We start from the raw sequence: 11,792 nt of genomic DNA, 5'->3' as shown, positions 1-11,792 counted from the left end.
CGCCCCCCTCAGAACCGTACGTGCGCCTTTCAGCGCATACGGCTCAAGCAGGCCCACGGCTCGCAGGGCGCAAGCCATTCCGGATATCAGCAGCATGGAGCTGTCGGTGACATTGCGTGTGGATCACTTCCAGGTTGTCCCGGTCATTACTGCCACCGTGACTGCGGTAGACCTTGTGGTGAACGTGCAGGCCGCGCATGTTCGCAGAGAACCACTTGGCCCAGTCGTTCACGTCATCGGGGTCGTAACCGGCCCCTTCGATCAGGTCTTGCCCACACCTGACGCAGAGCCCCTTTTGTCGGGATGCCAGAGTCAGAATCCATTTGGACTCCGTCGCAGGCATCCGTTTCCGGCGGCGCTTGTTCCAATACTCGACCAACGCGGGGTCGTCTGGAGAGTTTCCTCCGGCGACCAACACGTGTCGTTCGATCTTCGTCCAGGCGAACTTGCGCAGGTAGTGCTCCGGAGAGCCGAATACCCAGTTGTCGCCTCTAGAAGACTCGAACTTTCCCCAGTACCGTTTCTTGACCCAACCGGTCGGCTTAGCAGGATGAGACCTGTAGGCCCACCGGTAGAGAGTCCAGAACGTGAAGTAGTCGAGTTCCGCGAACGCTGCCGAGGAAACCGCATGGCGATAGTAGGTCGACCAGCCCCTGGCGTACGGGTTGAGAGCAGACACCACTCTTGCAGCTGGTGCGCCCTTAAGGTTCCGTACCTCGGTCCTGATCCGTTCCTTCGCGCGCTTGACGGCTTCCTTGCTCGGCTTGATGAGTGTCTTACCGTTGTAGCGACGGACGTTGAAACCCAGAAAGTCGAATCCCTTGTCAATGTGAACGACTCGGGTCTTCTCGCCGTTGAAGGCCAGACCTCTTGGCTTCAGCCATACCGCCAACTTTTCGCGGTAGGACCACGCTTCCTCCTTCGAGGTACACATCACCACGAAGTCATCGGCGTACCTCACCAGTGCAGGAGCCACCTTTGCGCCTTGGTGCTTTGTCGGCTTGTTGGCGCCGATGGCATCCCCCATCCCGTGAAGGGCGACATTCAGCAACAGCGGGGAGATAACGCCCCCTTGCGGGGTTCCTTCCACTGTGCGCGCGAACGTGCGTCCTTCCATGACACCGGCCTTGAGCCACCTCTGGATCTGCCGTCGCCCTGGAAACTGGCCGATGGAGGTCATGAGGTGCTCATGGCTGATGCGGTCGAAGGCCGAGGAGAGGTCTGCGTCAAGGACCCAGACTCTCTTCGAATCCCTTCTCGCCGTCTGAATGAAGATGGTTTCGATCGCGTCATGCGTGGATCGACCCGGCCGAAATCCGTAGCTCCGTCCCTCGAACTTTGCTTCCCATTCCGGTTCAAGAGCATTCTTGAACCGTGCCTGGTGTGCGCGGTCCTCCATGACGGGAATTCCGAGCGGGCGCATCTTCCCATTGGCTTTCGGGATGTACACACGCTTGACAGGCCTAGCGGGAATGAGCGGTGCCGCGAGTATCCGCCGCGCCATCTCGCCCCGATCCGACGGTGTGAGTGCAACCTTCCCGTCGACGCCTGCCGTCTTCTTGCCGGTACTTACTTGCGTGACCCGTTTGATGCTGGTCAATGCGTTCGAACGAGAGCGCAGCATCAACTTTTGAAGGTTCCGAACTTTCTTCAGGTCGCCTTCCCTGCTGGCCTTGTAGATCCGTTGACGCAGGCGCCTTACATGTCTCTCTTCCGACTTCCAGTCGATGGACGACCAGAACTCGGCATCGTCGAGCATGTCCGTGGATCCGTTCACAGAGGGCGCCTCGGCCGTGACGGTCATCGGTTCCCTCCCTGTCCAACTTGCGCCACGGTTGAGGCGTTGGCCTTCTTCCTTACATGGCCCACCTGTTCCACGTCAGCACCCTTTCGGGCCAGACACCGGTCTGGTATCCGCCGGGTTATCGGTAGCGGGGTGAGTCCCGGTGCCCTACCGTTTCCCCTGGGCTTTCGCCCTGGCGGCCTTCGCTTCTTGGAACATCCTGTTCCCGCGGGGGGGTTGGGCCTCTGTTGCCTTCGGCTTACCGGGAGACCATTCCCGGACCCTTACGGGGTTTCCGCGTTTCACACCCCACAGATGCGATGGGGGTGGGTGCCCTCTATTGGCCGAACCTGTGGTGACCTGCTTCCCGGTGTCTACCTGCCGGGAGCCACATGGGCCTTCTCAGACCCTGGGTTTATCCCCCGCCGGTTGCCTATCCACTGTCGCGAGGTGCGAATTACGACCTTTTACCACGAGGGTTCACTCTCGTTCACCCGTCCCATCTTCGGCTTGCCTGTGTTGGGCAGTGGATCTGCCCGTTCCTTGGGCTTCTCGCTGCGGCTCAGCACCCCCCCGGTTGCCCAGGACGCACCCGCAGCTGCCGACCGGACCTAGGTCACAGTCCGGGAGGCTCCATCCTCACGGCGGGAACCTCACTGACGGAGTGCGACTATTCGCGTCGCACGTAGACCTTCCGCACACACCCGAACGTGCGCGACAGCTCAGCCGCCTGCGCATCGCTCGGATAGAAGCGGTACCGATACGCCCGCTTCACGTGAGTGGTCACAGCTCACAAACTAGCAAACCATCTCGTAACTCCCCGCAGGCAGCTGGTTGTTGGGCGCCGACCCGCCCATGCGGCGAATCGGCTTTCCCTGTCCTGCTCCGCAGGAGTCCGTTTCCTCTCCGCCCTGAAAGGCGGAGTATCCACGGAGGAATCAGATGACCCGGCCGCTGGAGTCCCGGGCGAGGGGAACGGCATCCGGCGCGATCGCGGTCAGCGGTGCAACTTGCTGGCCTCGGTGGTAGGTCCAGATGCTGCGGCGGACAGCAACTCCTGCGTATGCGGCAGGGTTCTCGATGTCGTTCCAGCGCCGATACACGTCGATTAGCGCATCCTGGACGGCGTCGTGGGCGAACTCCCTGTTATCGGCATACAGGCAGGCCTGGGCGACGAGGTTCGGAAAGTGGGTGGTGTAGAACTCCTCGAAGTCGAGCGGGCGGGGCCCGTCTTCGTCGAGGCGACGGAGACGGGCGACTTCGGCGGCGTCACGCTTCACTGTCCGATGTCCTCCTGGATGGTGGCGGTGAGGGCAGGCAGTCGCGGGGTCATGCTCGGGCTAGTTGCCGTTCAGCAGGCCCACCAGGGCGGTCAGGGCGGCGAGGATGAACCGAGCCTGGGCTGGGCCCACCGGGTGCCGTCTGTGTGAGGACGTCCGCCAGGCTCGTGGCAGCAGGGTCGTTGCGGGCTGCACTGGTGCCGAGACGATGTGCACGCACGTGTTGTGAGCGCGACGATGGCGGTATGTCCAATCCCAGTGCGGCGCCCGGTCCGCATCCGATACAGATCCCCGCACGTGCTCACGCGGTAGGGCCTGGCTGGCGGCAGTTGCTGGAGCGTCTACACGAACACATCCATGCGATCGCCCCCGACCACCGTCTCGTTGATCTCACGGAAAAGCTCGGTGGCCTGCGCCTGCGTGTGGAGAATCCGGCAGGCGCCGTCGACACGCTGCGCCCTCTGATCGCCTCCGCCCAGGCGGAGGCGATGCGCACCTGCGAGTTCTGCGGTGTGCCGGGCCGCATCCGCACACGTAACGACAGCCCGATGGGCTGGCGCAAGACGGTGTGCGACACCTGCCACAGTTCCTGGTCCACCCACCGTCTCATGATCGTTCGCGGTGTGGTGCGCACCCGCAATGGCTGACCTACGCGATCGCCAGTGGCGCGTCGGGACCGTCGCTTGACGATGATCCCGCGCTCGCGGTCGACGTACTTGGCCGGGTCTTTGCCGGTCTTTGAGATCTGGGCTGAGTGTGGAGCAGCGGAGGCTAGCAGTCACATCCAGCGGATGGACTGCACCTCCGTGAACTTCTCGCCGGCCTCTTCCCAGCTCAGAGTCAACTTGGCCTGAGGGGCGGTACCCATCGTGAGGGCGAGCGGGAAGTCGATGTGGGTGTGATCGAGGAGCCGTTCGACCACCAGTCCGGCACCGCCATTGCGGGCGTCCAGGACAATGGGGGATTCACCACCGCCGACTGGTTCGACCTCGATGTGCAGGTGGTCTGCAGGACCGCTGCCGAGGTTGCTCACCTGGAGCCGCTGCCGGGCAGATCGGTAGCTGATGCGTCCGTTCTTGTCTGACCGCGCCTCGCGGTCATAGAGATACTCGCAGCGCAGAACCGCCCGCGGCGCAGGTGAGGCATCAGCGCTGTCCGCGTCATGCTCCGTACCGGAGGTCAACTGGTGCGTCGCACGCTCAAGGAACGAGCGGACCTGCGACTTGAGGTCTTCCGGGACTCGAAGGTGCCCACGAGCCCCTGTTCCTGCAGCGTCTTGCGGAAACTTTGCAGGCGCTGGAACTGGTCGATGTCGAGTCGAGCTTGGTCCAGCGGTGCGGAAGAGAAGTAGACCGAGGCGGCGGCACCGCGTGCGATGGCGCGTTGAATCTCCTCAGCGGTTCCGGACGGGGCGTCCGCCGTTGGCTGGCCGAGCCGGCTGTAGAAGATTCCGATCACGATGTCCGCCTCATCGGCGAACTGCCGGTTGATCACCTCCTGAGCTGTACCGCGTCCGAGCTCCGAGGTGGCGTCCAGCTCCCAACGCAAGGGCAGCAAGTGCACCTTCGCTGCGCGGGTCCGGTCGCTGTTCCAGCTCAGGATTGCCTCTTCGACGGCCTTGCGCTCCCCCGTGGTGTCACCGGGGGAGGCAATCAGCACAGGGAGAGTGGTGGTCTGGAATGCCATGGGAAAAGTCTAGGAGGGACCACTGACAGTCTCAGCGCACGAAGGGGCGGCGTGGATCGCGCGCTTCTGGTCCGGTCCCACAACGTCGCTGCTCCGGTGGTCGGCAACGGGCCCGTCGGTCCCCCTAGCCGACGGGCCCTGTTGACCCGACATCAACTACGCCCCATATTCGTGGAGTTCGGTGGGGTATGACACAACGCGGCATACCGGTGTTGTCTCCGGTCCGCATGGGTGGAGGGCCTGTGGATGCGGTCTGGCTGATCTTGGGGATCGTGCTCGTTGCGGGCGTGGCATTGGGTACGAGGAGATGCTGGCGGCTGTACCGCTATCCGGGCAGCCGGGAGGATGCGTTCGGGCCCGCGCATGAGGCCGAGAGGCAGGAACTGGACCAGCACCGCGACGCTGTCCGTTCTCTGCGTAGCACGGCTCGGCAGGAACTCAGGGCTGCTCGAGACCGTGTCGCCGAGGTCGATCAGGCGTATGCGCGGCAGATCAGGGAGCTTGAGCAGGCATGGCAGCAAGAGCATGAAGACGTCGGCCGGGGCGAGCACGGCGGGTCACTCGGCGCGGTGTCGCTGTATAAGCACGTGCTGGTCTTCAAGGAGCGGGATATGCCGCTGAAGGATCTGTCGTCGGTGGAGATGAAGAGAGACGAAAGCCACTACTACCTGTATCTGATCTGGCCCAAGGGCTACAAGGACTACGAGTCATTCGCGTTCGCCGAGTACACGGAACAGCAGGTACTCGATCTTGAGGCCGCCATCACCAACGCGGTCATCAGCGAAAAGGAAACCTGCGCCGACCGTGCCGCGTCGATCCGCACCATCGAAGCGAAGCTGGCGGCCGCCCGGGCGGACACCGGTCCCCGGCAAGCCGCCCGTCAGCACCTAGTGCTGTGACCGCATAGGTTCGCCGGGTTGGTGGTCGTGGCGGTTGGATGTGCGGTGACATCCGATCTGATCGCTGGAGGCGTGGTGGCTGAGCCTGTCCGTGTGCGCAGACTGACCGACCAGGAGGGGCGGCGTCTGCAGCAGATCGTGCGCCGTGGCAGTACGAGTTCGGTGCGCTATCGGCGGGCGATGATGCTGCTGGCCTCGGCCGGCGGGAACCGTGTGCCGGTGATCGCCCAGCTGGTGCAGGCCGACGACGACACCGTGCGCGATGTGATCCACCGGTTCAACGAGATCGGCCTGGCCTGCCTGGACCCTCAATGGGCGGGAGGCCGTCCCCGCCTGCTCAGCCCTGACGACGAGAACTTCGTCATCCAGACGGCCACCACCCGCCCCGCCAAGCTCGGCCAGCCCTTCACCCGCTGGTCGCTGCGCAAACTCGTCGCCTACCTGCGCAAAGTCCACGGCCGGGTGATCCGAATCGGCCGCGAGACCTTACGCGGCCTGCTCGCCCGCCGCGGCGTGACCTTCCAGCGGACCAAGACCTGGAAGGAGTCCACCGACCCTGAGCGCGACGCCAAGCTCGACCGGATCGAGTACGTCCTGGAGAACTTCCCCGACCGCGTATTCGCTTTTGACGAGTTCGGCCCGCTGGGCATCCGCCCCACCGGGGGAGCCTGCTGGGCCGGGCAGGGCCGCCCCGACCGAGTCCCGGCGACCTACCACCGCACCCACGGCGTCACCTACTTCCACGGCTGCTACTCGATCGGCGACGACACCTTGTGGGGCGTCAACCGCCGTCGCAAGGGAGCGGCCAACAGCCTGGCCGCACTCAAGTCCGTCCGGGCCGCCCGCCCGGACGGCGCCCCGATCTACGTGATCCTGGACAACCTCTCCGCGCACAAGGGCACGAAGATCCGCCGGTGGGCGCAGAAGAACAAGGTCGAGCTGTGCTTCACCCCGACCAACGCCTCCTGGGCCAACCCGATCGAGGCGCACTTCGGGCCACTGCGGCAGTTCACCCTCGCCAACTCCCACCATCCGAACCACACAGTCCAGACCCGTGAGCTGCACGCATACCTGCGCTGGCGCAACACCAACGCCCGCCACCCCGACGTCCTGGCCGCCCAACGCAAAGAACGCGCCCGCATCCGCAGCGAGAAAGGCATCCGCTGGGGCGGACGCGCCCTCGCCGACGCGGCCTGACCCAACCGGCGAACCTATGCGGTCACAGCACTAGCCACTCTCCGCGCCCTCCAGGACAACGACGAGAAGCTCAATCGGGCGCAAGCGGAACTCAAAGCGGTGCTCGACCGCTGGGAGCAGCGCACCGGGCGACGGCCTCCCGCCTGACCATCCCAACGGTCTTCAACTCCCCCCAGCAGTCCCGGTTTGAGGATGGGTCGGCTGGCCCGCCGTAGCGGTGCCGTAAGGATCGGGCCGAACGGGCGGCATCGGTGCGGGCGCCGGCCGCCAGTGCAAGGCGGCCTCTCACTGCTCGGCGGCCGGCGGCGGGGTGCCGGGTTGGCCCCATCGGTGTACGCATCGCTTGTACTTGCGGCCGCTGCCGCACGGGCATGGGTCACTGCGCTGGGGTGGCTGGTCGCTGCTGCCGGCGTAGGGGAGACGGTTGAGGCTTTGGATCTCCGCGGTCAGGCCTATGTCGTCCATGGTCCACTTCACGAGCGAGAGACTGTTGTGCACCACCTCGGCGGCCAGGACGAGAGCGTCGGCGGCGGCGTGGGCGACGGTCGGCTGCACGGCGTAGCCTGAGGCGGCGAGCGGTTGCAGGGGGTGACGTGCGTACTGCTCGATGGCATGGGTTTTGGGCCGGTCCGAGGCCCGCAGCACGGTGTAGGTGGTGGCGGAGCCGAAGCTGGGGTGGACTGCGTCGCACAGCCATTCGTACAAGTCGAGCACGTCGACGGTAGTGGTGTTCTTGGCCAGTTTGTTGATGTAGGTCATCACGTTGGTGCTCTGGAGCACGGGAGGCCGACCGGAGCTCTGTCCGACGCGTGAGGCGTACTGGAGTTTCGCCAGGCGGTTGTTGAGGTCGGCGCTGAACTGGGTGAGGGAGGCCGTGGTGGGCGGGCCGGCTTGTTTGAACGTGTCCCACGCCTGGTGGAGGAGGGTCGTTTCGTGGGTGAGTGCGGCCGCTCCCTCCAGCAGGGAGCGGGAGCATGCGGCCGCGACGAGCAGCCGCCAACACCCGAGGGACTCGACGGTCTGCTCGGCCAGTTCGGCCGCGCGCCACAGCTGGGTCAGTCGCCAGGCGGCCAGTCTCATGTGCAGGTCGGACAGGGCGAAGTGGGCGATCCAGTCCCGTGAGCCGAGTCTTGAGGTGTCCTGCATAAACGGGCTCGCCTTGCCCGTCCATGTGCCGTCGGGATGGGAGATGGTGACGAAAGTCCAAGTCTCATCCGGTGCGGCGGCGTTGAGCAGGTTGGCGAGCTCGGTTGTCGCCTCGTGGGCGTTGTGCGCGTGCAGCGGCACGTTGATATGGACCACCGCCTGCGTGCTCTGGGCGTCATGGTCGGCCAGCGTCATCAGTTGCCGGGCTGCCGCCCGGACACGGTCGGCCCGTTGCTTGCCCAGGGCCCGAACGACTCGTTCTTCGAAGCTCATGCAGCCCTCGCCTTCAGCGGTACTCACGCAGCCGGGTAAGGAATTGCCGAACGAGTGCATCAAGGTCGGTGTCGGCACTGGTCTCCTCGACCAGGATGCGTTCGATGTGGACGATCCCGCTGTTGCGCCAGTGCCGGTCGCGTGTGGCGTCCGCGCCGAAGCGCCTGTGATGATGGGGGCCGTCGACTTCGATGATCCCCACCCGGCCGGCAACGGTGACGAGGAAATCCGGCGTCCACGCGTTGCCGACACCGACGCGCCCCAACGGCAGGGGAAAGACAGAGATGGTGGACTCCTCGGGCAGCGATGCCTGCACTCTCTTCAACGCCTCGTAGACGAGCACTTCCTCACGGGAGTCGAAGACGAAGCCTTCCCTGCTGAGCCCGGGGACGACCCCCCGGGCACGGGTCCGGGACGCCTGGTTGGATGCTGCTCCCTTGGCCAGCCTCTCCTGGAGGATTTGCCGCCAGTCGTCACCGATGTCGGGCAGCGCAGGCGCGGCGGTGACGGCGCCGATCTCCAGGCTGTGCCGCCCGGCCACGTGCTCGAACACCGGCTGGATCGCCGCGGTGACCTCCTCGGTGAACCGGGGAACGAGGTAGGGCGGCACGATGAGAACGGCGTCTTGCCAGTCCCCGAACCGGTTTCCGGGCACCAGCTCCACGTCCTCGACGTCGGCCAGCAGTGCGGCGGCCTGGTTGTTGCCTTGCTCGTGCATGAGGAATGCGGTCTGGGCCAGGACGAGATGCAGGGCGGGCGTCGGCGGTTCGGTGGCCTCGCCGGAGGTTTCAGGGGTGGTGACGGCAACGGACACCCGCACCTCGGTCGCGGGGCTTTGCGGCGTGGAGCGGGGCAGGGCGAACGGCGTCTGTCCCTCCACGACCAGTTCGACGGCGGGCCGGGTGCTGAGGACTTCGGCGAGGGCCTCGTCGAGTACGGCCGAAGAGCCGGAGGCGACGATGTTGTCGCACACGCCCTGGCTCGTTGCGCTCAGCGTCAGCGTGGTGCCGTCGTAGAAGAGCACGTCCGTGTTCTGCTCGAGCAGGATCCATGTGAACCGTCGCCGGTTCTTGACCGCTTGCAGAACGTGCGGCCAGATTTTGTGCATGCCCGCCGTCATCTCCGCCATGCCGCCCCTCCCATGTGCTGCCCAACCAGCAGGGTAGAGCTAGTGCCGCATCAGGCAACGTTCGCCCTGTCCACGATCTCGCGAAGGCGTTTGTCGGCGGCGTGCTTGTTCCGCCAGATGATGTAGCGGCGGATCATGCTTCCCTGCTCCTTGTGGCTGGCGTGGTCGGTGCCGTCCAGCGCGAAGTAGCGCAGGGCGGTGAACTGGGCCTCGATGCGGTTCAGCCAGGAGCTGTTGGTCGGCGTGTAGGCGAACTCGACGTTGTTGGCTGTGGCCCAGTCGCCGACTCGGGTGTCCCTCTTCGTGGTCAGGTGCGGGGAGAAGTTGTCGAGCACGATCGCGATACGGATCTTGGATGGGTAGAGACTGCGCAGGTAGCGGCAGAACTCCAGAAACCTCGTGCGGTTCTACCTCGGCTTGATGTGCCCGTAGAGCCTGTCCCTGCCGAGGTCGTAGGCGGCGAGCAGGTGCCTGACCCCGTGCGGGCGGGTGTAGGTCGCCCGCCTGCGGGGCCGGGGCTCGCGGCCGGGGTCCTTGTGCCGGCCGCCGCGTTCGGCCCACTGCCGCCCGGGGTGGGGCTGGAGGTTGAGCGGGCCGAACTCGTCCATGCACAAGACGACTTCGGGCTCGCCTTCCTCGGGTATGACCTCGCCGTCGGCGATCGCGTAGAGATGCTCGACGCGGGCCTTCTTGGCCGCGTAGTCCGGGTCGCGGGAGGTCTTCCAGGTCTTTATGCGTTGAAACGAGACGCCCTCCTCGCGGAGCAGGACCCGCAGGCCCTCGTGGCTGATGTCGTCGACCACCCCCTCAGCGACCAGGAAGTCAGCCAGCTTGGCCAGGCTCCAGGTCGAAAACGGCAGGCCGTGCTCGGCCGGCCTGGACTTGGCGATCTTCTTGATCTCACGGCGTTCCGGGAGGGTGAAGGTCTTTGGCCGGCCTCCCTTGTATTTCGGGTAAAGGGAGTCGAAGCCGTCGGCGTTGAAGTTGTGGATGACGTCCCGGACCCGGTCCTTACTGGTGAACGTCACCTCGGCGATCTTCGCCACGGGCATGCCCTGTGCGGATAACAGCACCATCTGGGCTCGCCGCCAGGTCACCACCGACCCGGTGCCTCTGCGGATGATCCGCAGCAGTCGCCTGCCCTCGTCGTCATCAATCTCTCGGACCCGCACGCGTTCAGCCACGTGATCATTCTGGCCGTCCAGTGCCGCCCGGCGCAGCAACCGGGCGGCACATGACCGCAGGGCGAACGTTGCCTGATGCGGCACTAGTCCTCGAGCATGTCGGTGGTGTTGTACTGGTCGTGCCTGATCCGGAAGGCTTTCAACTCTTCGCGGCTGCGCTGTGAGTACTTCTCCACCTTCTCGAAGTACTCCTCCCTGGAAGCTCCCGGTGTGAAGAGCAGCAGAAACGACACCGGGTCGTCGCTGTCGTTCTGGAAGGCGTGGAGCCCGCCGGGCGGTACGTAGAGGAAGTCTCCCTCGCCTCCTGTGACCCAGCGTTCGCCGTTGTAGAGGCGGACCTCGCCGGACAGGACGTAGAAGGACTCGGAGATCGTACGGTGGAAGTGTTCCGTGGCGCCCATGGTCTTCGGCGCCATGTCGATCTTGTACAGGCCGAACTCGCCGTTGGTGTTCTCCTGCTTGGCCACGTAGCTGATGTTGGTGCCGCCCGAGCCGGTGTCGGGCTGCGGGGGTGCAGGTCGGAACAGCGCGCTGGCCTGGCCCCTTTCGCCGAGGTAGCGGGGCTCTGGGTAGGACATGGCGACTTCCTAATTCGTGAGTAGGTGGTTCCAGGCCAGCGCTTTGAAGGACTGGTGGGAGCCAGGCAGACTCCGACCTATGGCTTCACGTCGAGACGCACGAGCGCGCCGATCTCGACCAACTGGTCCGGTAGTGCCAGGTCGGAGACACCCATGACCGTGCTGGTGGGCCGGTGCTCCCCGAAGTACTCGGCGTGAAGGTGTGCCGTCGTGTCGAAGTTCTCCCGCAGGTTCCTCACCAGCACCGTGCTCTCCACGATTTGGCTGCGCTCAGCCCCGAAGTGCTCCAGCACCAGGTCCAGATTGGCCAGCGTGGTTTTGACCTGGAGTTCGAAGTCGCCGGCACCTACGAAGTTGCCGTCACGGTCATGGGACACCTGCCCAGCCACGTACACCGTGTCACCGACCTGGATTGCCTGGCTGTATCCGTAGAGCGACTCCCACGGCATACCAAAACCGAATCTCTTCGCCTGAACAGGCATGACTCACTTCCTGGTGAGACGACGCATGGCGCTGCCGGTTACGGACAGTCCTCTTTCAAGGAAGAAGTTATGCCGTGATTACTGAGGAAGGCCTGGGACATGCCGTACCAGGGCCGGGCTTTAAGGCAGGCATCATGCAGCACCCCACTGAGTCG

Annotated in this window: 11 protein-coding genes and 2 pseudogenes; 3 read left to right on the top strand and 10 right to left on the bottom strand. The window is 64.9% G+C overall.

Features of this window, described 5'->3' with window-relative positions:
* Nucleotides 1-43: 43 nt before the first annotated feature.
* The 3 genes and pseudogenes from ltrA to C4B68_RS39845 form a co-directional block, all read right to left on the bottom strand.
* A complete protein-coding gene (gene ltrA / locus C4B68_RS39855) occupies nucleotides 44-1,804 on the bottom strand; it encodes a group II intron reverse transcriptase/maturase (protein WP_167459265.1) in 1,761 nt (586 codons plus the stop codon).
* A 664-nt stretch (nucleotides 1,805-2,468) separates the two neighbouring features.
* Nucleotides 2,469-2,570, bottom strand: a pseudogene (locus C4B68_RS39850) (helix-turn-helix domain-containing protein); the annotation flags it as partial.
* A 151-nt stretch (nucleotides 2,571-2,721) separates the two neighbouring features.
* On the bottom strand, nucleotides 2,722-3,063 hold the full coding sequence (locus tag C4B68_RS39845; protein WP_099506789.1) for an RNA polymerase sigma factor: 342 nt from the start codon (nucleotides 3,061-3,063) through the stop codon (nucleotides 2,722-2,724).
* A gap of 245 nt (nucleotides 3,064-3,308) precedes the next feature.
* Here C4B68_RS39845 and C4B68_RS39840 point away from each other — a divergent pair, with 245 nt between their 5' ends.
* Complete coding sequence (locus C4B68_RS39840; protein ID WP_143674613.1) at nucleotides 3,309-3,710, top strand: hypothetical protein; 402 nt, start codon at nucleotides 3,309-3,311, stop codon at nucleotides 3,708-3,710.
* 131 nt (nucleotides 3,711-3,841) lie between these two features.
* Here C4B68_RS39840 and C4B68_RS39835 read toward each other — a convergent pair whose 3' ends face one another.
* Together C4B68_RS39835 and C4B68_RS39830 are read right to left on the bottom strand one after the other, a co-directional pair.
* On the bottom strand, nucleotides 3,842-4,246 hold the full coding sequence (locus C4B68_RS39835) for a hypothetical protein (protein WP_099506791.1): 405 nt from the start codon (nucleotides 4,244-4,246) through the stop codon (nucleotides 3,842-3,844).
* Nucleotides 4,243-4,749 carry a hypothetical protein gene (locus tag C4B68_RS39830; RefSeq protein WP_099506792.1) on the bottom strand — a complete coding sequence of 169 codons (507 nt, stop codon included), beginning with the start codon at nucleotides 4,747-4,749 and terminating at the stop codon, nucleotides 4,243-4,245. Before C4B68_RS39830 ends, C4B68_RS39835 begins: the two co-directional genes overlap by 4 nt.
* A 242-nt stretch (nucleotides 4,750-4,991) precedes the next feature.
* Between C4B68_RS39830 and C4B68_RS39825 the strand changes: the two genes are divergently transcribed.
* Together C4B68_RS39825 and C4B68_RS39820 are read left to right on the top strand one after the other, a co-directional pair.
* A complete protein-coding gene (locus C4B68_RS39825) occupies nucleotides 4,992-5,648 on the top strand; it encodes a hypothetical protein (RefSeq protein WP_104880058.1) in 657 nt (218 codons plus the stop codon).
* 75 nt (nucleotides 5,649-5,723) lie between these two features.
* A complete protein-coding gene (locus C4B68_RS39820; protein WP_338059730.1) occupies nucleotides 5,724-6,845 on the top strand; it encodes an IS630 family transposase in 1,122 nt (373 codons plus the stop codon).
* A 285-nt stretch (nucleotides 6,846-7,130) separates the two neighbouring features.
* Here C4B68_RS39820 and C4B68_RS39815 read toward each other — a convergent pair whose 3' ends face one another.
* The 5 genes and pseudogenes from C4B68_RS39815 to C4B68_RS39790 all read right to left on the bottom strand — a co-directional run bounded on the left by C4B68_RS39815 (nucleotide 7,131) and on the right by C4B68_RS39790 (nucleotide 11,637).
* On the bottom strand, nucleotides 7,131-8,264 hold the full coding sequence (locus C4B68_RS39815; protein ID WP_167459264.1) for an SEC-C metal-binding domain-containing protein: 1,134 nt from the start codon (nucleotides 8,262-8,264) through the stop codon (nucleotides 7,131-7,133).
* A 13-nt stretch (nucleotides 8,265-8,277) separates the two neighbouring features.
* Nucleotides 8,278-9,393 (bottom strand): hypothetical protein, encoded by a 1,116-nt coding sequence (locus C4B68_RS39810; protein ID WP_099506703.1) that lies wholly within the window; start codon nucleotides 9,391-9,393, stop codon nucleotides 8,278-8,280.
* A gap of 50 nt (nucleotides 9,394-9,443) precedes the next feature.
* Nucleotides 9,444-10,577: pseudogene (locus C4B68_RS42600) on the bottom strand (IS630 family transposase).
* Nucleotides 10,578-10,660: 83 nt separating this feature from the next.
* Nucleotides 10,661-11,155 (bottom strand): cupin domain-containing protein, encoded by a 495-nt coding sequence (locus tag C4B68_RS39795; RefSeq protein ID WP_099506702.1) that lies wholly within the window; start codon nucleotides 11,153-11,155, stop codon nucleotides 10,661-10,663.
* Nucleotides 11,156-11,232: 77 nt separating this feature from the next.
* The gene (locus tag C4B68_RS39790) at nucleotides 11,233-11,637 is read right to left on the bottom strand and encodes a RidA family protein (protein ID WP_099506701.1); all 405 of its coding nucleotides are present in this window, start codon (nucleotides 11,635-11,637) and stop codon (nucleotides 11,233-11,235) included.
* Nucleotides 11,638-11,792 lie beyond the last annotated feature (155 nt).

Origin of the sequence: Streptomyces dengpaensis, assembly GCF_002946835.1 — a bacterium.
In the GTDB taxonomy this organism is placed as follows: domain Bacteria; phylum Actinomycetota; class Actinomycetes; order Streptomycetales; family Streptomycetaceae; genus Streptomyces; species Streptomyces dengpaensis.
Note: the sequence above shows the minus strand (reverse complement) of the source record. Positions and strands in the feature narration are given on the sequence as shown.

Bases quoted from the DNA above. Each gene is read 5' to 3' on its own strand.
- ltrA (WP_167459265.1), bottom strand. From the start codon at position 1,804: ATGACCGTCACGGCCGAGGCGCCCTCTGTGAACGGATCCACGGACATG.
- C4B68_RS39840 (WP_143674613.1), top strand. From the start codon at position 3,309: ATGTCCAATCCCAGTGCGGCGCCCGGTCCGCATCCGATACAGATCCCC.
- C4B68_RS39830 (WP_099506792.1), bottom strand. From the start codon at position 4,749: ATGGCATTCCAGACCACCACTCTCCCTGTGCTGATTGCCTCCCCCGGT.
- C4B68_RS39815 (WP_167459264.1), bottom strand. From the start codon at position 8,264: ATGAGCTTCGAAGAACGAGTCGTTCGGGCCCTGGGCAAGCAACGGGCC.
- C4B68_RS39810 (WP_099506703.1), bottom strand. From the start codon at position 9,393: ATGGCGGAGATGACGGCGGGCATGCACAAAATCTGGCCGCACGTTCTG.
- C4B68_RS39795 (WP_099506702.1), bottom strand. From the start codon at position 11,155: ATGTCCTACCCAGAGCCCCGCTACCTCGGCGAAAGGGGCCAGGCCAGC.
- C4B68_RS39790 (WP_099506701.1), bottom strand. From the start codon at position 11,637: ATGCCTGTTCAGGCGAAGAGATTCGGTTTTGGTATGCCGTGGGAGTCG.